Source organism: Niallia sp. FSL K6-0212 (genome assembly GCF_038007605.1).
Classification (GTDB): Bacteria; Bacillota; Bacilli; order Bacillales; family Cytobacillaceae; genus Niallia; species Niallia circulans.
The window spans coordinates 4,459,118-4,483,641 of record NZ_JBBOXL010000001.1; the positions used below are offsets into that span (position 1 = coordinate 4,459,118).

General features: G+C 35.3%; 23 protein-coding genes. 3 read left to right on the forward strand and 20 right to left on the reverse strand.

Going from position 1 to position 24,524, the window contains the following annotated elements; genetic code table 11:
- The first annotated feature begins 460 nt into the window (after positions 1-460).
- On the forward strand, positions 461-1,246 hold the full coding sequence (locus tag MHH96_RS21545) for an AraC family transcriptional regulator (protein WP_047941304.1): 786 nt from the start codon (positions 461-463) through the stop codon (positions 1,244-1,246).
- 75 nt (positions 1,247-1,321) lie between these two features.
- Here MHH96_RS21545 and deoC read toward each other — a convergent pair whose 3' ends face one another.
- From deoC to gpr, 12 genes are all read right to left on the reverse strand, one after another.
- The gene (deoC, locus tag MHH96_RS21550; protein ID WP_412759320.1) at positions 1,322-1,987 is read right to left on the reverse strand and encodes a deoxyribose-phosphate aldolase; all 666 of its coding nucleotides are present in this window, start codon (positions 1,985-1,987) and stop codon (positions 1,322-1,324) included.
- Positions 1,988-2,120: 133 nt separating this feature from the next.
- Entirely contained in the window at positions 2,121-3,473 is a 1,353-nt protein-coding gene (gene mtaB, locus MHH96_RS21555; RefSeq protein ID WP_061798615.1) for a tRNA (N(6)-L-threonylcarbamoyladenosine(37)-C(2))-methylthiotransferase MtaB, read from the reverse strand.
- Between the two features lie 5 nt (positions 3,474-3,478).
- Positions 3,479-4,222: a 16S rRNA (uracil(1498)-N(3))-methyltransferase gene (locus MHH96_RS21560; protein WP_047941307.1), complete on the reverse strand. Its 744-nt coding sequence runs from the start codon at positions 4,220-4,222 to the stop codon at positions 3,479-3,481.
- Positions 4,223-4,341: 119 nt separating this feature from the next.
- Positions 4,342-5,283, reverse strand: coding sequence for a 50S ribosomal protein L11 methyltransferase (gene prmA / locus MHH96_RS21565; RefSeq protein ID WP_047941308.1), 942 nt, complete (start codon positions 5,281-5,283; stop codon positions 4,342-4,344).
- A gap of 20 nt (positions 5,284-5,303) precedes the next feature.
- Positions 5,304-6,428: a molecular chaperone DnaJ gene (dnaJ, locus tag MHH96_RS21570; RefSeq protein ID WP_047941309.1), complete on the reverse strand. Its 1,125-nt coding sequence runs from the start codon at positions 6,426-6,428 to the stop codon at positions 5,304-5,306.
- A 184-nt stretch (positions 6,429-6,612) separates the two neighbouring features.
- A complete protein-coding gene (gene dnaK, locus MHH96_RS21575) occupies positions 6,613-8,442 on the reverse strand; it encodes a molecular chaperone DnaK (RefSeq protein WP_047941310.1) in 1,830 nt (609 codons plus the stop codon).
- A gap of 34 nt (positions 8,443-8,476) precedes the next feature.
- Complete coding sequence (gene grpE / locus MHH96_RS21580; RefSeq protein WP_172885240.1) at positions 8,477-9,079, reverse strand: nucleotide exchange factor GrpE; 603 nt, start codon at positions 9,077-9,079, stop codon at positions 8,477-8,479.
- A gap of 123 nt (positions 9,080-9,202) precedes the next feature.
- Positions 9,203-10,231 (reverse strand): heat-inducible transcriptional repressor HrcA, encoded by a 1,029-nt coding sequence (gene hrcA, locus MHH96_RS21585; RefSeq protein WP_061798617.1) that lies wholly within the window; start codon positions 10,229-10,231, stop codon positions 9,203-9,205.
- A gap of 153 nt (positions 10,232-10,384) precedes the next feature.
- Positions 10,385-11,527, reverse strand: coding sequence for a radical SAM family heme chaperone HemW (gene hemW, locus MHH96_RS21590; protein WP_061798619.1), 1,143 nt, complete (start codon positions 11,525-11,527; stop codon positions 10,385-10,387).
- 180 nt (positions 11,528-11,707) lie between these two features.
- Positions 11,708-13,543, reverse strand: a complete 1,836-nt coding sequence (lepA, locus tag MHH96_RS21595) for a translation elongation factor 4 (protein WP_061798621.1) — start codon at positions 13,541-13,543, stop codon at positions 11,708-11,710.
- Between the two features lie 102 nt (positions 13,544-13,645).
- The gene (locus MHH96_RS21600) at positions 13,646-13,993 is read right to left on the reverse strand and encodes a DUF3679 domain-containing protein (protein ID WP_047941314.1); all 348 of its coding nucleotides are present in this window, start codon (positions 13,991-13,993) and stop codon (positions 13,646-13,648) included.
- Between the two features lie 117 nt (positions 13,994-14,110).
- Positions 14,111-15,232 (reverse strand): GPR endopeptidase, encoded by a 1,122-nt coding sequence (gene gpr, locus MHH96_RS21605; RefSeq protein WP_061798623.1) that lies wholly within the window; start codon positions 15,230-15,232, stop codon positions 14,111-14,113.
- A gap of 208 nt (positions 15,233-15,440) precedes the next feature.
- Here gpr and rpsT point away from each other — a divergent pair, with 208 nt between their 5' ends.
- Complete coding sequence (gene rpsT / locus MHH96_RS21610; protein WP_016202952.1) at positions 15,441-15,707, forward strand: 30S ribosomal protein S20; 267 nt, start codon at positions 15,441-15,443, stop codon at positions 15,705-15,707.
- A gap of 186 nt (positions 15,708-15,893) precedes the next feature.
- Here rpsT and holA read toward each other — a convergent pair whose 3' ends face one another.
- From holA to MHH96_RS21630, 4 genes are all read right to left on the reverse strand, one after another.
- Positions 15,894-16,916: a DNA polymerase III subunit delta gene (gene holA, locus MHH96_RS21615; protein WP_061798625.1), complete on the reverse strand. Its 1,023-nt coding sequence runs from the start codon at positions 16,914-16,916 to the stop codon at positions 15,894-15,896.
- 464 nt (positions 16,917-17,380) lie between these two features.
- A complete protein-coding gene (locus MHH96_RS21620; protein WP_328283460.1) occupies positions 17,381-19,711 on the reverse strand; it encodes a DNA internalization-related competence protein ComEC/Rec2 in 2,331 nt (776 codons plus the stop codon).
- 48 nt (positions 19,712-19,759) lie between these two features.
- On the reverse strand, positions 19,760-20,338 hold the full coding sequence (locus tag MHH96_RS21625; RefSeq protein ID WP_047941317.1) for a ComE operon protein 2: 579 nt from the start codon (positions 20,336-20,338) through the stop codon (positions 19,760-19,762).
- Between the two features lie 166 nt (positions 20,339-20,504).
- Positions 20,505-21,140 carry a helix-hairpin-helix domain-containing protein gene (locus tag MHH96_RS21630; protein WP_047941318.1) on the reverse strand — a complete coding sequence of 212 codons (636 nt, stop codon included), beginning with the start codon at positions 21,138-21,140 and terminating at the stop codon, positions 20,505-20,507.
- Between the two features lie 89 nt (positions 21,141-21,229).
- Between MHH96_RS21630 and comER the strand changes: the two genes are divergently transcribed.
- Positions 21,230-22,063, forward strand: coding sequence for a late competence protein ComER (gene comER, locus MHH96_RS21635; RefSeq protein ID WP_047941319.1), 834 nt, complete (start codon positions 21,230-21,232; stop codon positions 22,061-22,063).
- 225 nt (positions 22,064-22,288) lie between these two features.
- Here comER and MHH96_RS21640 read toward each other — a convergent pair whose 3' ends face one another.
- Genes MHH96_RS21640 through MHH96_RS21655 form a run of 4 tightly spaced genes read right to left on the reverse strand, consistent with a single transcriptional unit; the run spans position 22,289 to position 24,517 of the window.
- A complete protein-coding gene (locus MHH96_RS21640) occupies positions 22,289-23,035 on the reverse strand; it encodes a class I SAM-dependent DNA methyltransferase (protein ID WP_047941321.1) in 747 nt (248 codons plus the stop codon).
- Complete coding sequence (gene rsfS / locus MHH96_RS21645) at positions 23,032-23,388, reverse strand: ribosome silencing factor (RefSeq protein WP_047941322.1); 357 nt, start codon at positions 23,386-23,388, stop codon at positions 23,032-23,034. Before rsfS ends, MHH96_RS21640 begins: the two co-directional genes overlap by 4 nt.
- Complete coding sequence (gene yqeK, locus MHH96_RS21650; protein ID WP_047941323.1) at positions 23,389-23,958, reverse strand: bis(5'-nucleosyl)-tetraphosphatase (symmetrical) YqeK; 570 nt, start codon at positions 23,956-23,958, stop codon at positions 23,389-23,391.
- The gene (locus tag MHH96_RS21655) at positions 23,948-24,517 is read right to left on the reverse strand and encodes a nicotinate-nucleotide adenylyltransferase (RefSeq protein WP_047941324.1); all 570 of its coding nucleotides are present in this window, start codon (positions 24,515-24,517) and stop codon (positions 23,948-23,950) included. The genes yqeK and MHH96_RS21655 overlap by 11 nt, the downstream gene beginning before the upstream one ends.
- Between the last annotated feature and the right edge of the window lie 7 nt (positions 24,518-24,524).

A 24,524-nucleotide genomic window follows, 5' to 3' on the forward strand; every position in this document is an offset into this window, starting at 1 on the left:
ATTTGTTTACTTCCAAAATAATATTTCAAAAGATAGCTAAATATACTTTTAAATAAACTTTCAGAGGAGGAGATTTTTATTCCTCCTTAATGATGGATATTTACCTTTAACTGGCTTGGTAAAATTTTTTCACTAAGTAAAATCAATAATATCTCTTAAAACATGTAAGGGCGTGTATACAAGGTTTATATTCATTTTCACTTTCTCTCCCATCCTTGGCACTATTCTCCAATTATTACAACCAGGCTGCAAATGACTTAATCTTAATCCTCCTTTTTAGCCATGAATGAACGCAATAAATGTGAACGGTTACCATTTTATACTGTTATGCAACATACTATGATAAGAAAAGAGAAAGCCTTTTCTTATCACAGATTAATTTTAGTCACGAAGGTTTGACGTAACTAGTACTTAAATTGTATAATTATGGACAAAATTTGACTTGAAAGGAGTACATTGAATGTTATACTATCAATCAAATTATTTTGGACAAAATGGAGATTTTGATCGTATATCAGCATTCAATCCTACCAACCTTCCTCATTTTCATCGCAGCTTGGAACTGGTGATGGTTGATGAAGGCACACTGGAGCTTACCATACAAGATAAATCTTATACTCTCCACGAAGGAGAAAACGCTCTCATTCTTTCGAATCAAATACATAGTTTACAAAGTAATCAGAAAAATCACTCCTGGATTTATGTCTTTTCTCCAGAATTGGTTAATCAATTTTATCAGCTTAGTAAAAACAAAGACTTAATTCATCCAATATTCCAGTTACAGGCTGCCACAAGAGAGATGATAAAGGAGATATTCTTCAACAATAATAGTTCGCTGTTTGCCAAAAAAGGGGTTCTGTACTTAATTTGTGCGGAATTGCTAAATCAAACTTCTTTCAAAGAGGAAACGCGGAGAGATGATTATTTATTACATGATTTACTCAACTATATCCAAAATCATTTTACCGAGGAACTTTCCTTAAAAGATTTATCACAAAAATTTGGATACGATTATTCCTACCTATCAAGATTTTTCACAAAAATACTGCATATACCATTTGTTGATTTTGTAAATGGGCATCGTGTAACGTTAGCCTCTCAATTATTAAAAACAACGGATAGTAAAATTACCGAAATTGCCGATATGGTTGGCTATCGAAACATTCGCAGCTTTAATCGAAACTTCGAAAAAATCATGAACACTACCCCGAGTAATTATCGAAAAATTTATATGGAAAGTTATTAATAAACGCAGCGATAGATTGACAAAAAAACCTTAGAAAACACCTATTTGTTTCTAAGGTTTTTTTTAAAGGATATATTAATAATCACTATTGCTTGTCAAACCATTCACGATTGCAACTCCAGAACTTGCTCCGATTCTAGTAGCTCCAGCAGCAATCATTTTCTCCGTGTCTTCACTGCTGCGTACACCTCCAGAAGCTTTCACACCTATATCTGGTCCAACCGTTTTTCTCATTAATGTAATGTCCTCAACAGTTGCTCCGCCTGTTGAGAAACCTGTTGATGTTTTTACATAGTCAGCTCCTGCTTCTACTGCTAATTTACAAGCAATTTCTTTTTCCTCATTTGTTAGGAGACTAGTTTCAATAATTACTTTCGATAATGCTTTACCTTTTGCCGCATCCACTACCGCTTTAATATCTTCTTTAACTAAATCATAAGTTTTATCCTTTAAAGCACCAATATTAATAACCATATCTACTTCTGTTGCCCCATTTTTAATGGCATCTTCTGTTTCAAATGCTTTTGTTGCTGAAGTAGATGCTCCTAAAGGGAAGCCGATCACTGTACATACCTTTACCTCTGTTCCATTAAGCAATTCACTTGCAGCTTTGACCCATGTTGGATTTACGCAGACAGAAGCAAATGTGTATTGCTTAGCTTCTTCACAAAGAGTCACAATTTGTTCTTTCGTCGCATCAGCTTTTAATAAAGTGTGATCAATCATTTTAGCAATGTTCATTAAGATTCTCCTTTGATATATGTACTAATTAAAAATATATGCCAAGCTCTTTGAACGAACAAAGAGCTTCCATATTAAAGTTATTAAAATTAATTTTATAAAACAAAAAGGAAACAATTGTAGCTGGCTAAACTTAAGAAACAATCGCAGCTTGATCTTCTACTTCCTCTAAAACACGGACAAATTGTCCTTCATTTACAGGGTAGCCTGCTTTCGTTAGTTTGACTTTCACAATTTTCCCAACCATTTCTTCTGTTGCTGGGAAAACTACTTTTAAATAATTGTCTGTATATCCAACATAAAGCTTTCCATTGCCATCTTCTTTGTAGACTTCCTCTGGAATAACTTCTACTACCTCGCCTTCATAGTTAGACGCATATTCCTTTGCTAATTGATCAGAAAGCGAAATTAAACGATGTACTCGTTCGTTCTTTACATCTTCCTCAATTTGGTTATCCATTCGCGCAGCAGGTGTTCCTGTCCGTTTTGAATATGGGAACACATGCAATTCAGAGAATTTATGTTCTTTAATAAAATCATAAGTTTCCATAAACTCTTCTTCTGTCTCTCCTGGGAAACCAACGATTACATCAGAGGTAATGGCCAATCCTGGCAAGGCTTCTTTTAATCTTGTAATTCTTTCGGCAAAGAATTCCATTGTATATTTTCTTCTCATTCTTTTTAAAACAGTATCCGATCCAGATTGAATCGGGATGTGAAGATGATTTACAATTATTTTTGATTTATCTAAGACTTCAATCACTTCATCTGTTATTTGGCTTGCTTCGATAGAAGAAATACGAAGGCGCTTTAGACCCTTTACCTGGGATTCTAAATCACGCAGTAAATTAGCTAAGTTATAATCCTTCATATCTGAGCCATATCCACCTGTGTGAATTCCTGTTAATACAATTTCTTTATAACCAGCATTCACTAATTGCTGTGCTTGCTTAATAACCTCTTGCGGATCTCTTGAGCGCATCAATCCCCGTGCCCATGGAATAATACAGAATGTACAAAAATTATTGCATCCTTCTTGGATTTTTAAGGAAGCTCTTGTTCTATCCGTAAAAGCAGGGACATCCATTTCTTCGTACACACGATTTTTCATAATGTTTCCAACAGCATTTATTGGTTGTCTTTCTTCTTTATACTGCGTAATATACTCTAGCATTTTCACGCGATCCTGTGTACCAACTACAATATCAACTCCAGGAATAGCCATAATTTCTGCTGGAGAAGTTTGGGCATAACACCCTGTAACACAAATAACTGCATCTGGATTTTTACGAACTGCACGACGAATTACTTGGCGGCTCTTTTTATCTCCTGTATTTGTAACGGTACATGTATTAATAACATATACATCAGATATATTTTCATATTCTACACGTTCATAGCCTTGTTGTTTAAACAACTGCCAGATCGCTTCGGTTTCATAATGGTTTACTTTACATCCTAAAGTGTGAAAAGCAACTGTTGGCATTTTTATCACTCCATCAATTCAAAATGATAAGATACAGCAGACAATAGGTATAATGGTGCAGTCTCTGTTCTTAATATTCTTGGACCAAGTCCGCATGTCACAAAACCATGCTCTTTTAATAATGCTACTTCTGATTCAGTCAGGCCACCTTCTGGGCCGAATACCGCAAGGATAGATTGTCCTTTTGTCATCGATTCCAAGCTTTTCGTTAACACAGACGATTCGCCTTCTCTTGCCTCTTCTTCATAGGCTATTAATTTTACATTATAACCTTCTGAAAGTTTTATCAACTCTTTTATACTAATTGGAGAACTTACTTCTGGTATCATGGTTCGGTGGGATTGTTCTGCTGCTTCTTTTGCAATTTTATTCCAGCGAACTAGTTTTTTTCCACCCTTTTTCTCATCCCATTTAACGACAGAGCGAGCTGCGATGAAAGGGATAAACTTAAAAGCGCCTAATTCTGTTCCTTTTTGGATAATCCATTCCAGCTTATCCCCTTTTGGCAGTCCGCTCACAATAGAAACCGAAATAGGTAATTCTATTTCTCCTTCTAACCATTGTACCACTTTTGCAATGACTTCGTTTTCGGAAATTTTTTCTATTCTGCACCGTGCTGCCTGCTGAAGACTGTTGACACAATATATTTCATCGTCAATATCCATTCGCATCACACGTACAATATGATGATAATCGTCCTCTTGAATAAAAAATGTATCCTCTTCGTTTTTAGCAAAATAACGCTGCAATCGAATTCCTACTTTCTTTTAAGCAATAGAGAAGGAAGAATCGTAAGACGAAACTTCCTTTTTTCCTTTTGAATATACGCTTACTCTTTTAGCTTGTTGCTGTGAAAGTTTTTCTTCTATTAACTCTTTTTCTGAGCGGTAATGCTTACCCAATCTTCCATTTGTACTGTTTCTATTATTTCTAGGCCTGATGCGATAATAGCATCCTTTACTTCTTCTTTTTTCTGAAGAATGATGCCAGAAGCAATAAAGAAACCATCTTTTTGAAGTAAACGATAAACATCATCTGTAAAACGAACAATTACCTCTGCCAAAATATTTGCAACAATTACCTCTGCCTGTTCCTCTATACCACTTAAAAGATTATTTTGACGGACAGATGTTTTCTCATGAACTTTGTTTAATTTAATATTTAATTTAGCAGAACGGACAGCCACTTCATCCAGATCTAAAGCAAGCACAGATTTAGCTCCCAGCATGGCTGCTGCAATACTTAGCACACCAGATCCTGTACCAACATCGATAACCACATCGTCTTTTTTTACTATTCTTTCCAAAGCCTGTATACATAATACAGTTGTCGGATGTGTTCCTGTTCCGAAAGCCATCCCTGGATCCAATTCGATGATTAATTCATCCGTATGGACTGGTGTATAATCCTCCCAGGTAGGTACAATCGTAAATTTCTCAGATATTTTAACAGGATGATAGTATTTCTTCCAAGCTGTTGCCCATTCTTCTTCATTTACTTCCATAATGGAAACTTTATTTAATCCAATATCAATATTAAACAGTACTAAATTATTGATATTTTCTTTAATTGCCTCTACTGTTTCACCAAGAAAACTATTGATTGGTAAATACGCTTTAACTAGAACGCCTTCTTCTGGATAATCATCAGGATTTAGTTGGTAGATTTCGCCGAATTGGTCTTCTCTTTCTTTAATTAATTCAAAGGGATCTTCAATAACTACCCCACTAGCACCTGCTTCATGCAAAATATTTGAAATAGGTTCAATCGCTTCATTTGTCGTATGAATTGTGATTTCTGACCATTTCATTTCTACCAACTCCTTTTTGATTATTCACCTTTAAATGCTTTTTTTACCTTAGAGAAAAAACTGTCCTCTTCTTCTCCACGAGGAGTATCTCCAGATACTTCAGCAAATTCCTGTAATAGTTGTTTTTGTTTATCAGATAATTTTGTAGGTGTAATTAAGCGAATTATTACATGCTGGTCACCTTGGCCATATCCACGTACATTTGGAATCCCTTTGCCTTTAAGGCGGAATTTTGTTCCAGTCTGTGTTCCCGCAGGTACTTTCAATTTCACTTTGCCATGAATAGTAGGTACTTCCACTTCATCACCTAGTGCAGCCTGAACAAAAGTAATCGGCATTTCACAGTATACATCTTCTCCATCACGCTCGAAGAAGTCATGTCTTCTTATGTGGAACACAACATATAAATCACCTGCTGGCCCGCCGTTTATACCAGGTTCTCCTTGCCCAGAGACTCTTAATTGTTGACCATCATCGATACCTGCTGGAATTTTAACACTAATTTTACGACGTTTTTTTACTTTTCCAGTTCCGCCACAAGTTGAACATTTATGCTTAATCTCTTTACCAGTTCCATTACAGTAATTACATGTTCTTCTATTCACAATACGACCAAATGGTGTATTTTGCTCCACATTCAATTGTCCAGTACCACTACAATGCTTACATGTAACTGGCTTAGTCCCTGGTTTTGCTCCCGTGCCATTACATGTTTCACAATTTTCTTCTCTTGGTATTTCAATTTCCGTTTCTTTCCCAAATGCTGCTTCTTCAAATGATAGTGTCATCGTATATTGTAAATCAGCCCCTTGACGCGGAGCATTCGGATCTCTTCTTCTTGATCCTCCACCACCAAAGAAAGTGCTGAAAATATCTTCAAAACCACCGAAACCACCGAAGTCTCCGCCGCCGCCGAAGCCTTGATTAGGATCTGTATGGCCAAACTGATCATAGTGCGCTCTTTTTTGATCGTCACTCAGTACTTCATAGGCCTCTTTCACTTCTTTAAACTTTTCATTCGCATCAGCTTCTTTATTGATATCTGGATGATACTTTTTTGAAAGCTTACGATACGCTTTTTTTATTTCATCCTTAGAAGCCCCTTTACTGACTCCAAGGACTTCATAGTAATCCCGTTTATCCATAATTGATTACCACTCCCCGATTCTTTTCACATAGATGCTATTGTATCATTTTGCTTTTCTAAAGTACAATAGTTTATTGCTATCTTTCCTAATTATCGCTAAAAAACTTCTGATTGAAAAGAAAAGTCAAAGTCAAGATAACCTGACTTTGACTTTTCGCTAAACGTAATTGGTTTTATTGGTTTTATTTATCGTCTTTTACTTCTTCAAACTCTGCATCTACTACGTTGTCATCTTTATCGGATGCACCGCCGTCTGCTCCTTGAGCCGCTTGTGCTGCTTGTGCTGCTTCTTCATATAATTTCATAGAAAGAGCTTGAACGATTTCTTGAAGAGCGTCTTTTTTCGCACGAATTTCTTCTAATTCGTTTTTCTCGATAGCCGCTTTTAAAGCATCTTTTGCTTCATTTGCTTTTGCAACTTCACTTTCGTCCACTTTACCTTCTAAGTCTTTTAATGTTTTTTCAGTAGTGAAAACTAATTGATCTGCTTCATTTCTTAGTTCCACTTCTTCTTTACGCTTTTTATCAGCTTCAGCATTTTCTTCTGCTTCTCTTACCATTTTATCGATTTCTTCATCTGATAAGCCTGTAGAAGACTTAATTGTAATTGTTTGTTCTTTATTTGTACCAAGATCCTTCGCACGAACATTTACGATACCATTTTTATCGATATCAAATGAAACTTCGATTTGCGGAATTCCACGTGGTGCTGGTGGAATATCAGCTAATTGGAAGCGGCCTAATGTTTTGTTATCCGCAGCCATTGGACGTTCCCCTTGAAGCACATGAATATCTACAGCTGTTTGGTTATCAGCAGCAGTTGAGAATACTTGTGATTTAGAAGTAGGGATGGTTGTATTACGTTCGATTAACTTTGTAAATACTCCACCCATTGTTTCAATTCCTAATGATAGTGGTGTTACGTCTAAAAGCACAACGTCTTTTACATCGCCAGTAATAACGCCACCTTGGATAGCTGCACCCATTGCAACAACTTCATCAGGATTTACTCCTCTATGCGGCTCTTTACCGATTTCTTTTTTAATTGCTTCTTGAACAGCAGGGATACGAGTTGATCCACCTACAAGGATAACTTTGTCAATTTCAGATGCATTTAGACCAGCATCTTTAAGTGCTTGACGAGTTGGTCCCATTGTACGTTCTACTAATGAAGCAGAAATTTCTTCGAATTTAGCACGAGATAAAGTTACTTCTAAGTGAAGTGGTCCAGCTTCTCCAGCTGTGATAAATGGTAAAGAAATTTGTGTAGAAGCTACACCAGAAAGATCTTTTTTAGCCTTCTCTGCAGCATCTTTTAAACGTTGTAGAGCCATTTTATCTTTGCTTAAATCGATGCCATTTTCTTTTTTAAATTGGTCTACTAAATAATCGATAATTACTTGGTCAAAATCATCTCCACCAAGACGGTTATCACCAGCAGTAGATTTTACTTCAAATACGCCGTCTCCTAGTTCAAGGATAGATACGTCAAAAGTACCTCCACCTAGGTCATATACTAAGATTGTTTGATCTTCGTCTGTTTTATCTAAACCATATGCTAATGCTGCAGCTGTTGGTTCGTTAATAATACGTTCAACTTCTAAACCAGCAATTTTACCAGCATCTTTCGTAGCTTGGCGTTCTGCATCATTAAAGTATGCAGGCACTGTTATAACTGCTTTCGTTACTTTTTCTCCTAAGTATTCTTCTGCATAACCTTTTAGGTATTGAAGAATAATCGCAGAAACTTCTTGTGGAGAGTAGTTTTTGCCTTCTACTTCTACTTTATAATCCGTACCCATATGACGTTTAATAGACATAATAGTGTTTGGGTTTGTAATAGATTGACGTTTTGCAACTTCCCCTACTTGGCGTTCTCCATTTTTGAATGCTACTACAGATGGAGATGTTCTATTACCTTCTGGATTTGGGATAACTTTTGGTTCTCCACCTTCAAGTACAGCAACACAAGAGTTTGTTGTACCTAAATCAATTCCAATAATTTTACTCATGGAAATTTCCCTCCTATTTTTTAATATGTAACGCTTATTGGCTTACTTTCACCATTGCAGGTCTAATGACTCTGTCTTTAAGCTTATACCCTTTTTGGAACTCATCCACCACAATGTTTGAATCCGTTCCTTCTACTTCTTCTTGCATTACTGCTTGATGAAGATGTGGATCAAATTCTTTTCCAACTGCTTCGATAGCCTCTACACCTTCTTTTTTGAGAGCTTCAAGGATTCCGCGATAAACCATTTCAACACCTGTGTATAAACTTTGTGTTTGTTCATCTACTGCCTCAATTTTTAATGCTCTTTCCAAATTATCGATGCTTGGTAATAAGTCCATGACAAGACTTTGCGCTCTGTATGTTTGAGCCGCTTCCATATCGAGCCTTGATCTGCGGCGTGAATTATCAAAATCAGCCTGCAGGCGAAGATAGCGATTAGATTCTTCTTCTAATTTAGCTTCTAGCTCTGCAATTTTTTCATTAGCAGCCTTTAATTCTTCAGCTACATTTTCCTCATTGGAAGGAGACGCTTCTACCTCTTCGAAAACTTCTTCAACTGTTTCTTCGACTTTAACGTCTTTTTGTGCTGCTTGTTGTTCCATCTCTGCATTGTTCGTTGCTTTTTCTTCTGCCAACTTGTTCACCTCCCTTAAAGGATTAATTACATAAAACGGTGCAGATTGGCAAATAGAAATTCACCAATCTTAAATTTACTAACTTTAGTCCTTCATTACACACTTTTAACTATTCCACATAAGTTACTTTTGATACAAATTAGTGAGTACTTTTGTCAGGTCATTCGATAATATATTTAATAAGCTCACAACTCGTGAATATTCCATTCTTGTTGGGCCAAGAATGGCAATCGATCCAATTTGCTCATTCCCAATCCGATAAGAAGCAGAAATAATGCTGCAATTTTCCATTGCTGTATTATTATTTTCTCTTCCGATTTTAATACTAATATCGGATGAGTTATTACGAATGAGCTCAGGTATTCCATCCTCTTTTTCAATCATATTCAACAAATTTCTTATTTTCGTAATATCATGAAATTCAGGCTGTCTCAAAATATTTGTCTTGCCACCAAAAAATAACTTTTCATGGGTATCGATTTTCACGGTTTCGGAAAGAGAGTTGATAAAATACTCATAATTGCTAATATGCTGTTTCAATAAGGTAGCAACTTCCTTATAGATTTTATTATGAAGCTTATCAATCGACACACCCGTTAACCGGTCATTTAAGATATTTACTAGTTTTTCTATTTCCCCTGCGTGAATAGAATCTGGCAAGTGAAACATTCTGTTTTCCACATGTCCTGAGTCTGTCACAATAATAGCAATGGCCGTATGGTTGTTTAAAGGAACAATTTGAATTTTCTTCAATTTATTTTCTTTAACGGCAGGCCCAAGGACAATAGTAGTATAATTTGTTAAATCAGACAATATTTTAGCAGATTTTTGCACAATATTTTCTAATTCGTATATTTTTTCTGCAAACAGTGAGTTAATTCTCAATATTTCTGAACGCTTTAATTTCTGTGGTGATAAAAGATGATCAACATAAAAACGATAACCCTTCTCTGAAGGAACGCGCCCAGAAGAAGAGTGGGTTTTTTCGATAAAACCAGATTCCTCTAAATCTGCCATCTCATTGCGAATGGTGGCGGAGCTAAATGTAATGTTTTCTTTCTTTGATAAGCTCCTTGAGCCTACTGGTTGTGCTGTTGAAATAAAATCATCAATAATCACCTGTAATATTAATAATTGACGATCAGTTAACACATTAATCACCTCTGTTAGCACTCTTTATTAACGAGTGCTAAATCTATATATAAAGTAGCAAAAACAAAGGGGCTGTGTCAATAATTTGAACCTTATTTCTATAAGAAATTTTTCCCTTCTCGGATACTACTTCCTGACAAACCAAGATTATGATTATTCAAGAACTCCAATAAAGGATTGAAACACTTCATTCCCTAAAAATCTACCTTTATGTGTTAATTTTAAATAATCACTTTCCATTTCAATAAGCTCTCTGCTTATTAGTTCGTTTATTTCCTTGTCAAATAGCTCTAATACATTTTTATTATATTTTTGTTCAAATGAAGATAAACTTACTCCTTTATTTTCCCTTAAGCCAAGGAATAATTCCTCTTCCATTTGTTCTATAGCGGTTACCTTATGTTCATGCATGATCGGAAACTCACCTTGTTCTAAAGGCTGCATGTATTTCTTTAAAGGTCCATAATTAGAATAGCGATTCCCATGTACATAACCATGGGATCCAGCGCCAAACCCAAAGTACTCTTCATTATTCCAGTATGTAAGATTATGCCGACTTTCGAATCCAGGCTTCGCAAAATTACTAATTTCATATTGCTGAAAACCATGTCTTGCCATCTCTTCCATTAAGACGCTGTACATACCTGCTTCCACATCTTCTCCGGGTGTAGGTAGTTTCCCTTTTCTCATTAAGTTATAAAAGACCGTTTTAGGCTCTATAATTAGAGAATACCCTGAATAATGCTGAATATCTAATGTAAATGCTGTTTTTAATGTTTCTTGAAAATCTTCTAACGTTTGACCTGGTAAACTATAAATTAAGTCAACACTGATATTATTAAAACCAATTTTTTTAGCTGCTTCAATGGATGAAAACACATCTTCCGCTTTATGCGTTCTGCCAATTCTCTTTAGTAGCTCATTATTAAAAGATTGTACTCCAAAGCTAAGGCGGTTCACGCCTCCTTCATACAAAGCTTTTAATTTATCTTCTGTTAAATCACCAGGATTGGCTTCAAACGTATATTCTTGCTGCGGGCGAAGCTTAAGTTCTTTATTCACCATTCCACAAAGTCTTTCTAATTGGGATGCAGATAAGCTTGTTGGTGTACCTCCTCCGACAAAAATCGTTGACAGTTCTTGTTGTCCATATTTTTCAATGGTTAGCTTCATTTCTTTCTCTAGAGAGTCTAAGTATTCATCAACTGGCTGTCCTTTTAAAAATACTTTATTAAAATCACAATAGTGACAAATATGTTCACAAAATGGAATATGGATATATGCTGCTTGTATCAATTTTTCACAACCTTTAAATTAATTAAACTATCTTAACTAACAAGTTTTTTCCTATTTGTTTCAATTAAAATAAGAAAAGAGGTCGATACCTACCTGGCACCTACCCCTTTACTTATAGCAGTCCATGTTGCGATTAGCAAGTTTCTTGCATAATGTCCATGCAATGCTTTTATTGTCATTTTACTTTTTCGTATTATTGTCATCCATACGTAATACAGCCATAAACGCTTCTTGGGGCACTTCAACCGAACCAACTTGTTTCATTCGTTTTTTCCCTTCTTTTTGCTTCTCTAGCAATTTACGTTTACGAGAAATATCCCCACCATAACATTTAGCCAATACATTCTTGCGCATCGCCTTAATGGTAGAACGAGCAACAATCTTTTGCCCTATCGCAGCTTGGATTGGCACTTCAAATTGCTGACGCGGAATAAGCTCTTTTAATTTCTCTACAATAACTTTTCCTCTTTCATAAGCAAAATCCTTATGAACGATGAAGCTAAGTGCATCTACTTGTTCTGCATTTAACAGAATATCCATTTTCACCAACGTCGATGTTTTATAGCCAATAAGTTCATAATCAAATGACGCATATCCCCTTGTATTTGATTTTAATTGGTCAAAGAAATCATAAACAATCTCCGATAAAGGAATTTCATACGTAATTTTAACGCGAGTCTCATCCATATATTGCATATCGATGAAGACACCTCTCTTCTGCTGGCATAATTCCATAATTGCTCCAACATATTCATTTGGTGCCATCATCGTTGCTTTTACATATGGTTCTTCAATTCTGTCGATTTTTTGAGGATCTGGCATTGCTGATGGATTATCTACTTTTATTTCTGTTCCATCTGTCAAAATAACATCATAAATAACACTTGGAGCAGTAGTAATTAGGTCAATTTTAAATTCGCGCTCGATACGCTCTTGAATAATTTCCATATGAAGCAAACCAAGGAAACCACAACGAAAACCAAATCCTAATGCTTGAGATGTCTCTGGTTCAAATTGTAATGCAGAATCATTAAGCTCTAATTTTTCCAATGCTTCACGCAAATCATTAAATTTCGCACTATCTATTGGATATAAACCACAATAAACCATTGGATTTAGCTTACGATAGCCAGGCAGCGCTTCTGTTGCACCGTTCTTCGCATTAGTGATGGTATCACCTACTCGCGTATCGCCAACATTTTTAATTGCTGCAGTTAAAAAACCTACGTCTCCAACAGATAAATGATCAGTATTAACTGCTTTTGGTGTAAATACACCTACTTCAATAACCTCAAATTCTTTTCCTGTTGCCATCATTTTGATTTTATCACCAGGTTTAACTGTTCCATCCACTACACGTATATAAGTGACAACGCCACGATAAGCATCATATAAACTATCAAAAATAAGTGCCTTTAATGGTGCTTCTGGATCCCCTTGTGGTGCAGGAACCTTTTCTACGACTTGTTCTAGTATATCTTCTATCCCAATACCAGCCTTCGCAGAAGCCAGCACAGCTTCAGAAGCATCTAATCCTATAACATCTTCAATTTCATTTCTAACCCTTTCAGGATCAGCACTTGGGAGGTCAATTTTATTAATAACCGGAACAATTTCCAAATCATTATCAATCGCTAAATAAACATTAGCCAATGTTTGTGCTTCAATTCCTTGAGCGGCATCCACTACTAATACAGCTCCTTCACAAGCAGCCAAGCTTCGAGATACTTCATATGTAAAATCCACATGTCCCGGTGTGTCAATGAGATGTAGTGTATAAATTTCGCCATCTTTTGCTTGATATTTTAATTGGACGGAATTTAGTTTAATCGTAATTCCGCGTTCTCTTTCTAAATCCATTGAATCTAAAAGCTGATCTTTCATCTCACGTGCTGTAAGTGCATTTGTTTTTTCTAATATTCTATCAGCGAGAGTTGATTTCCCATGATCTATATGTGCAATAATAGAAAAATTTCTAATTTTTGATTGTCTCTTTAACATCTCTTCTCTGTTCATTTAGTTCACTCCTACAATAATCGCGCATGTACACTATTTTTGATTATAGCAGTGTGAAGAATAAGATTCAACGAAAAGTAAAATGATTTACTAAACAGTCTTTTATTTTTCTTTTTCTTCCATTATATCTGCAACAAGATTGACTCCTTTTTCTGCTACAGAAGATATCGTATCTGCTACTCCTTTTCCGATGCTAGACAATAAATTAAAAGCTTTCATTTCCTCTAATTGCTGTTTCTTTTCATCCAGATCGTGACTAGTGATATTTTGTCCAAGGACAGACGCTTCTAAATTTCCATCCTCTTTATTTATAGCTACAGCACTTTGGAATCCCTCATCTTCATATCCTTTCATTTTGTGAATTCCACTATTTGCTTGCTGCATACCAAATAATACACAAATAAACATCAACAAAACAATTCCGACAGCACTTAATGTATATAGTTTCAACTTGATCAATCTCCTTTAGTATCAGTACCAAGTTTGTATTTTCCAAATCTACCATCCCTAGTAACTCTATTGAAAATATATGAAGTAACTAGGAATGGTAGAACCCTTTTAGTAAATTTAGTGGGTATTATACCCTACATTCTCTTGATTTATCGCTGAATGAAGTGCGGCATTTAAACCATTTGCAAGCAAATTCGCCATATCTTCTATAAAAACATCGACCTCTTTAGGTGTGACCATTAAGTTATGACCAATTGGTGATAACACTTCATAGATTAACTTTCTCTTTTCTTCTTCAGGCAATGTTCCAACAATACCTAGAAATGTCTTACGATGCTGCTCTTCTGGTAAATCTTCATCCGTTAATTTTCTTTTTTCACCAAAGGTCAACCCAGCTGGAGCCAATGCTCTCGATGGTTTATTTCCTTCTTTTAACTCCTTACCAAAATGCTTTAATATATAATCAATTGTGTCACTTGTAATAGACACTGCATCTACGACAGTTGGAACACCGATAGCAATCACTGGTCTTCCTAACGTTTCTTTACTTAGTTCCTTCCGTTTATTTCCTACACCAGAACCAGGATGGATACCTGTATCGGAAACTTGAATCGTCGAATTCACACGATCAATGGAACGGGATGCAAGAGCATCAATAACAATTACAAAATCAGGATTTGTTTTCTCGACAACCCCTTTTATAATGTCACTTGTTTCAATTCCTGTTAATCCCATTACACCTGGGGCTAAGCTTGATACCGGTCGATAGCCCTCTTCTACACTTTCTGGCTGTAATTCATATAAATGTCTCGTTACAAGTATATTCTCACAAACCTGTGGCCCCAATGCGTCAGGTGTAACATTCCAGTTCCCTAGACCAACTAATAAACAAGATGCATCCTCTTTTATATCGCTCTGCTTTAAAAATTGAGAAAACTCTTTTGCAAATACTTGCTCTACTTTTTCTTGCAATTTCGTATCTTGCTGTCTAATACCTAACACTTCTATCGTTAAATATTTTCCTTGTTTTTTCCCGATTAGTTCTTCTCCCTTTTCGGTGACCTCCACATAGGACATCTTAATACCATTCTCTTCTTTCTCCTTGATGATTACCCCATCTAGATGTGACTTATCTTGTTCATTTTGAACAAGTCCTTGATTATGTAAAGCTAAATCTTTTGCTTCAATTGCCAAATCTGTTCGTACTGAATACATGCTTAAATCAAGTTTTTCCTCCATTGTTATCCCCTTCCAATCCAAAGAATCATTTTATTATTACTAGCATTGCCTTTCTCTCAAAAAAAATTCATATTGTGCAATTTGACTGGAGGTATTGCATTATTAGTCCTCGTTTGATAAAATATCACTTGTTCTTTAAGTTTTTTAGGAATGTATATATCGAGTTTAAATAATGAACTTGATGCTTCGTTTTAGGAGGTGAACGTAAATGCCAAATATTAAATCTGCTATTAAACGTGTGAAAACTAGTGAAGCTCGTAACGCTCAAAACACTACAGTTAAATCTGCAATGCGTACTGCTGTTAAAAAGACTGAAGCTGCTATTGCTCTTAATGATACAACTGCTGCAAATGAAAGTTTTGTAGAAGCTGCTAGTAAGTTAGACAAAGCTGCTGCTAAAGGTCTTATTCATAAAAATGCTGCTGCTCGTAAAAAATCTCGTTTAGCTAAAAGAAAAAATGCTTTAAACGCATAATGAGTAAAAAAGACTATCTTCCTGATAGTCTTTTTTTATTTATAAAGCTTGGGCAGAATTATACAGAGAAAAACCTGAACAATTCCATACAATTGTTCAGGTTAAAAAGTTTATCGTCACCACACTCAAGACACCTATAGGAACGCAGAGGCAGTCCGACCTCATTTAGATTGTTTTAGATCGCCTTTATACTCCACGTCCTATTTGAAAGAGAATCATTTCTATGACCATGCTTTTAGGCATTGCTCCCGTTTTTAATTGATAATCACCTTCTGCAAATAGACGGATACACTTTGTTAATTCCTCTTCTGTAAATCGATTAGCTTGTCCTGCTGCCAATTTAACTCGGAATGGATGAACTTTTAAAACACTAGCAATTTGCTGTTGTCCATATCCTTTTTGCGCAAGTCCTTTTACTTGATAAATTAAACGAAATTGATTCGTAATGATAGAAAGAATCTTTAATGGTTCTTCATTTTGTTTTAATAAATCATAATATATCCGCAAGGCTTCATCTATTTTTTTAGAGATCACTTTATCGACAAGGGAAAAAATATTTTGCTCAAGCGATTTGGCAACTAATTCTTCCACAATCTCTTTCGTAATTAACTTTGAATCTTGGACGTATAAAGCCATCTTATCAATTTCAGTTGTCAAAAGAGACAAATTAGTTCCAGCGAGACTTAAAATAGTGTCAAGTCCATCTTCATTTATCTCTACATGATTATATGCGGCACGTTGTTTTAACCATTTCTTTAGTTCTTGTTCATTTAATTTTTTCGCTTCTAAAATAGATGCAGCTGTTTTTAGTTGTTTGGTTATCTTCTTTCTCTCATCTAATTTTTCGTAACTTCCTATAAAAATCATAATTGTAAACGGAGATGGTTCTTTTAAATATTCCTCTAGTTTTTTTACATTATGTTCCACTTTGGACTTAGATTTTTCAGCAGTTAAGAAAAAAGGATTATTTAATACAACAACCTTTCTTTCGCCAAAAAAGGGGATTGTTTCCGCATCCTCTATCACGACTTCTATTGGTGTTTCCTCCAAATCATATGTAGATAAATTAAAATCCTCATCTTCTTCGTTTAATAATGATTGCAATAATAAATATTTTGTTTCATTTATTAGAAAAGACTCAAGCCCATATAATAGATAGACAAAAGAAAAATCTCTATTTTTTATTTTTTTCCATAATTCTTCGATCATTTCTTCTCCCCATTCCCTAAAAAAACCATTGCTCCTTATTTTCCAACAAAACAATCCCTAATCAATTATTATATACGAAATTCCTAACAGTTGTCCTTCTTTTCGAAAATTTACATACAGAAAGAAGATCCTTTCGACATCATCTCTCTTGTTAACGAAATTCTTTCCTAAAGCTTTGGTATAAGCTCTAGGAAGATTTACTAGCAGCAATGAAATGATTATCTTAAGGACCTTCCTTCAATCTATAATTAACGTTACACATTAAGGCCTAGGATACTTAATGTGTAACGGTGCAATTATATTAATAGTGTACTCCAATGGCTAGATTCTATTTGTGTCAACTCTTGACAACAAAGGAAAATCAGTACGATTCATGTCCATATAGGTAAGTATTTTTTATTCCAATCGGATAGGTATTTAGATGACATTTTTCCATTATTATAGCCATTCACTATTGCTATATTCTATGGAATTCGCAATTCAAATGTGCCACCTTTTTCCGAAAAATAAAAAGAAATCCCCCCATTTTCATCTGTTCTGAATACTTTCACCTGATAATCCTCTAAAATAGTGAGCACATCCAGACTGGGATGATGATACCTATTATTTATCCCAACTGATATAACAGCAATTTTCGGTTTAAGTCGCTCCATAAATTCACTTGTTGAAGAAGTTTTACTACCATGATGTCCCACCTTTAAAACGTCTATTTCTCTTAAATCCGGATATTTGTTCATAAGTGCTAGTTCTCCTTCTTTTTCTAAATCTCCGGTAAATAGCCATGTAATGCCAGCGATCTTAGCAAAAAGGACAATCGAACTATTATTTTTTGTTAAATTCTCCTTCTCTATTGGTGCCAAAACCATAAAAGACTCCTTCCCTGTACTCCACTTCTGTCCTGCTTGTATAAAACGAATGGGGATTTGTTTCTTTTCCACTAATTTTAATAAGTGTTCTTCTTCTATAGACCAATCTCCTTTCACATTGGGATACATTATTTCTTTTACATGTAATTGTTCGATAATAGCAGTACTTCCGCCTATATGGTCTAAATCACCATGGGTTAAAATTAATTTATCAATTGTACGAATCCCTTTACTTTTTAAAAAGGGGACAACTGTCTTGGCTCCCACTTCATATGGGTCTTTCCTTTTTTGCCAATCTTCTTTCGGGAAATTGACAGTACCACCGGTGTCTATTAAATAAGTTCCTTTATTAAATGGCAGCTGAATAAGAATGCTGTCCCCTTGCCCAACATCAATAAAAGTGATTTCTCCTTTTGACGGATAGACATTGTTTATAAATTGAACACTCATAAGCAAAAGTGGAAGACAATATAACCACCTTCTTAAATTCTTCGCCAAATTCTCGTATAAATAAAAGAATATGGGCAGGCTGAGACTATAAGCGCATAAAAAAAATAAGGATGGCCTTCCCAATATAATGGTACTAAATGGAAAACTCGATAATTTCAACACCAGCTTATCAGATAACAGGATGATAAAATCTAATGGGAAAGAAAAAAAAGAAATAAATGGTGGAAATATAAAGGATAGGACATAGAGAACAAGTAAGTACGGCAAAATAATAACCGTATAAAAAGGGATAAAAATAAGATTTGCCAGTAAGGATAAGGTCGGAATTTCAAAAAAGTAGTATAGAATAACAGGGATAACAGCATATTCAGAAATAAATGTCAGGAAGAAATACATTTTAATGGTTGAGGAATGATATTCTTTAATAAGTGAGGATGATACAATGAGAAAAAAACAGACGATAAAAGATAATAAAAATCCAACGTTAAATAACATTCTTGGTTGAATCAATAAATATACGGTAAATACTATACTAATTATATCGATCATCGGCAAAGGAGAGGAAGTATAAAATTTATTAATGGCTAAGAGGATAAAAGCAGTAAATACAGCTCTAATTACGGATGGGCTGAGCCCGGTTAAAACTGCATATATTGGTAAAAGCAGCAGAAGAATAGTACTAGCCCTTTCTCTCGTTAAACCAACTCGTATTAGTAAAAAATAAATGATACCTATTAAAACAACGACATGGGAACCAGAAATAGCTAATAGATGAATAATGCCTATACGTTGAAACGCATCTTGCAAATCTTCCTCCATCATACTACGATCACCAAAAATTAAAGCTTCTGCAATTGGAATAGTTGTTTCTGAAAAATGATTTTCAATCCAAATAGTCCCTTTTTCTCTTAGCTGCTTTAATGATAGAATAATATTTCTTTCTGTCACACAGCTGCTTAAATCCAAATTTTCCACTGATACTAGCCAATAAATCGAAGTATTTTCCAGGTATTGCTGATAATTAAAGCCATTTTCATTTCGCTGTGAAGAGGGAAGTGATAAAGATCCCCTAATAGCGCACGTCTTTCCTATCACCCTCTTCGTTTTTAAAATAGCTTTTTCTGCTTTCGTTTCTATTTTGTAGGAAAGCAGCAGTTTTTCCTCTGTTCGTTTTTCCCTACCTACTACCCGCCACCTATCTCCATCTATCTCAGCTGGTTCTATAAAAGTAACGAAAAAAGAGGAAGTATCCTCCTTTATTTTCGAGCTATTCCCATGATAATCATAACTTCCTCGAACAACGAACAAAAAAAATGTACACAGCAGAAAAGCAGCTAATTTCCAACTTCCTTTCTTCATTAGAAGTAGCCATCCTATAAATAGAAAATAGAGGATATAGACCATTAACTGTTGTGTATAGGCACATAATAAGCCGAATAAAGCTGATACTGCGAAGTACAATAACTTTGTTTGAATCATAAATCGCTCCTCACGAGACAGCTGTAGACCGGCAGTAGAGAGGTTTTATTAAATAGACGTCTTTGTGGTTGGTATAATGGAGAATAATTCTGCCGCTCTTTTTTCCAAAGCCTCTATCTCTACAGAATCTGCATTATTTTCTTTTAATTGTTTTACAAGCGCTTCTACCAATGCCTTTTTCTCCTCTTTGTTCTCAAGCTCTTTTCTTTCCACCTGTACTGTTTCAATATTAGCCTGTTCAAACAACTCTAGCGCATATGGATGATTTTTATAATCCAATTCGTAATAAACTGTTTTAATACCTGCTTGTACAATTGCCTTACAGCATTGAAGACAAGGAAAATGAGTAACATATATATCCGCCCCAGCAGTTGGAACGCCAAATTTAGCACATTGTAAGATAGCATTCATTTCCGCATGGATTGTTCTCACACAATGGTTGTCAATTACATAGCAGCCTTCATCTATACAATGAACACCACCAGCTATACTGCCATTGTACCCCCCGGCAATTATCCGTTTATCTCGAACTATCGTTGCCCCTACTGCCAATCTTGTACATGTACTTCTTAAAGCCAGTAATTCGCTTTGTGCCATAAAATACTCATTCCATGAAATTCTTTCCACTTTCACTTTCACTCCCATAAATAAACCGAATTGAGAAAAACACTATTACTTTTCATTCCTCATTAAGTTTATCGAGAACTATGTCACCAGTCAATTACGAAAAGGATGCTCATGGCGCTTAAATCAATATATTGCTTTGAATATGTATCCCTAATCTACAAGAGATTTATTTTATCGAAATAAAGGATTCTAATTTTTCATATGTTTTCTCTCCAATTCCACTTATGTTTTTTAAATCCTCTTTTGTAGAAAACCCTCCATTCTGTTCACGATACTCCACAATGGCAGCTGCTTTAGATGGACCCACTCCTGGTAACTCAAGCAATTCTGTTTCACTTGCTTTATTAATATTTACTGTTCCTTCATTCGAAGGGACGGCAGTCTCGTTACCAACTGCATTCCCATTAGCTGCTTCCCCTTCTTCTCCTATATAAGGAACATAGATAATCATTTCATCTGTCACTTTCATTGCAAAATTCACTGCGTTTTTTTCACCATCTTTCAAAATTCCGCCTGCCTTTTCAATCATATCATTCACTCGTTCTCCGTCATTCGCTTCATACACACCTGGATTCTTAACCGCACCTTTTACATCTACCAGCATTACCGTAACAGGAGGGTCTTCCTCCGATGCTTCTTCTGGCTTCTCCTCTATGTTTCTTTCAGCAAACAAGTTTTCTTGGGGAATTTGTTCTTCTTCATTACTCGAGATAAAAATAGGGTAAAACCGATATAGCAATAAAAGTACGATACCACCTATACAAAAGAAAATCATTTTCTTATTTTTACGAAGCCAGTCCATGATAACTAATCATCCTTTCAGGTATATTTTGAAATGCTGCGACATATCGTTATATGAGAAAACGCTCAATATAAGGGGGGGATGGAAGATTGAAAATTGGAATGATTGGTACAGGAAATATGGGGAAAATACTAATAGAATCAATGATTGACGGAAAAGCTGTTTCCCCCGAAGACTTATTTATTTTCAATCGAACAAGAAACAAAGCTTTAGAAATTAAGGAAGAGTATCCTACCATAAATATATGCGATAGTGACATGGAAATAGCAAAAAAAGCAGAGCTTATCTTTTTATGTGTAAAGCCACATGATATGTATGAGGTAGCCCATACTATTTCTCCCGTTTTAACAGAAGAAAAATGCGTTATTTCGATTACTAGTCCAATAAGCCCTGACCAGCTTGATTCTTTATTTAGGTGCTCTGTTGCTCGCATTATCCCAAGCATTACAAATAGAGCATTGGCAGGCGTTTCTTTGTTTTCCTTTGGAAGCAATTGTACGGAAGAGTGGAAAAAACACTTAGAAAGTTTGTATGAAAAATTTTCGACACCATTAGAAATTGAAGATGACATTACGAGGGCTGCCTCTGATATAGTAAGTTGCGGACCAGCTTTTTTCAGCTATCTTACCCAAAGATTTATAGAAGGCGCAGTGGATGAAACAGAAATTGATACAGAAACGGCAACAAAATTAGCTAGTGAAATGCTTATTGGCTTAGGAGAATTATTAAAGAAGGGCTATTACACTTTACCTACATTACAGGAAAAGGTATGTGTAAAGGGCGGGATTACAGGCGAAGGAATAAATGTTTTGGAACGTCAATTAGGAGATACTTTTAATCAATTATTTCAAGCAACACAGGCAAAATATGAGGATGATAAACAATCCCTTAAAAATCTTGTCACAGGACATAAAAATATATAATGCTCCTCCTTACTTTCGACTCTATCCATTCGAATTCCTTCTCCCATTTCAATTTTTTCAAAAGAAATTTCAAAAGGCTGCTATCAGAATAGGAAAAAGGGAAATGATCCACCCAAGGACCATTTCCCTTTTTTACGTTATCGCCATAAAAAGACAATATGTAGGAAGGATGTTTCCAAGCATTTACTTGCAAAATACTAACCTGCTTCACAATGAGGAAACATCTCATTTTTTCTTACAATAAAAGAAAATTCTCTCTGCCTTTTCATCTAGTGTATCTTGAGAAAAATCTGCTGTAACTTTCAATAAAGTAAACCCTGTTTGTTCGAGCCATTTCGAATACTGTTCAACAGAATAAGTTCGTTGAAAATGGAGTTCATCATAACGACGATACAAACCTGAGGCTTCATCCAATTCAAAGAAACTTAAATCATGTTCGACGCTATTAGGATATTCTCCTTCATAGCATTGCCATATAAGGCTTAAATCCTCATCATTGACTGTATAGGTTTGATTGATAAATAATTGATTCATTTTATATAAGGAATGTACATCAAATATAAATAAGCCTTTTTCATCTAAATGGGCATAAACACTTTTAAAAGTGTTTATGACTTCTTCTTCCGTTCTTAAATAATTGATGGAATCACAGCAAATACAAATAAGATCGAAAACAGGTAAGCCCTCTAGCTGAGACATATCTTGTTCTATATAAAATACTGATTCTCCTGCTTCCATCGTCTTCGCTTGAGCAACACTCAGCATATCCTCCGATAAATCAACCCCAGTTACATTATAACCAGTCTGGGCCAGCCTAATCGATAACTCTCCTGTTCCACAGGCTAGGTCTAAAAGGTTTGCTCCATTAACTTTATAATCATCTGCTGCCTTTTTGATAAGCTGTATCCACTTTTCATAAGGTACATCATTCATTAATCGATCATAAAGATAGGCAAACTGCTCATAACTCATTGACTGATCACACTTTCCACATTTTCCACTGGTGCATCTCCCCAAAGACGTTCTAAATTGTAATAGGTTCTTTCATCCCGGTGAAAGACATGGACAATAATATCTCCTAAATCAACTAAAATCCATTTTGCCTCATTATAACCTTCAAAACGTTTAACCGTAACTCCAAGTTCACCAGACTTTTCTTTAATTTCATTCGCAATAGCCTGTACTTGCTTGTCAGAATTACCATGACAGATTACGAAATAATCAGCAACAAGAGATATACCTTTCATATTTAGGGCAACAATATTCTCTGCTCTTTTGTCATCAGCTGCCTTTACAGCAGTCCATAATAAAGTACGTTCATCCATTCAATCAACCTCCATTTTTATACAATAACTGTTATATGTTTCAAAGCTTAAAGGAAATACAGCTCGATTATTCCGAATAAGAAACATAATCGTGTTTTTCACCGCTTGCAAAAAGGCTCTCTCCAAACTCACTTCGGCCAATTCTCTTACTTCATCTACTCCTGGAAAAGCTCGGCCAGGTTCAATATAATCGGCTAAATAGACTATTTTTTCTAGCATACTCATTTCAGGTCTTCCTGATGTATGGTATCTAATAGCATCTAATATTTCTCTATCTTTTATTCCGACTTCTTTCTCAACTAAAAAGGCACCGACTGGAGCATGCCAAAGTTCAAAATGAAATAACAAAAGATTAGGATCCATATTTTGCTGTATGATAATCTTTTTCATTTCCTCCTTTGGGCGGAATTTTGCGTAATCGTGAAAAATCGCTGCTATTTCAGCCTTTTTAGCATCTCCACCATACTTATTCGCTAACTTAATTGCTGTTTCCATTACACCGATTGTATGAATATAACGCTTTTCCGTTATTTGTTCTTTTACTATTTGTAATGCTTCTTCACGATTCATATAGACGATTCTCCTCAATATATCTCTTTACTTCATCTCTGACTAAAAAGGAAATGGTTTCCCCTTCCTTAACTCTTTCACGAATTAAGCTCGAAGAAATATTTATATCAGGAACCTTTACATACTGCACTGGGTATTCCGTTTCTAGTTGATATTTTGGGCGGTTTACACTTATGAATTGTACGATTTCCATAAGTTCTTGAATTTTATACCATTTTGGCAAATATTCTACCATATCGGCTCCAATTATAAAATAAAAATCATTGTTTGGGTAAGCCTCATTTAAAAGCTTCATTGTATCATACGTATACGATTTTCCCTCTCTGTCTAATTCCATCGTTTCGATGCGAAAAGAGGAAGTAGATTCTATCGATAATTGTAACATTTCTACTCGTTGAGTATTTGTTACTGTCCCTGTTTTTATTTTATGTGGAGGTTCTTGATTTGGCATAAACCATATTTCATCTAATTTTTTTGCGTGCAGTACTTCATTTGCTATAATTAGATGCCCTATATGAGGAGGATCAAACGTCCCTCCTAATATTCCAACTTTTTTCAAAAAAATC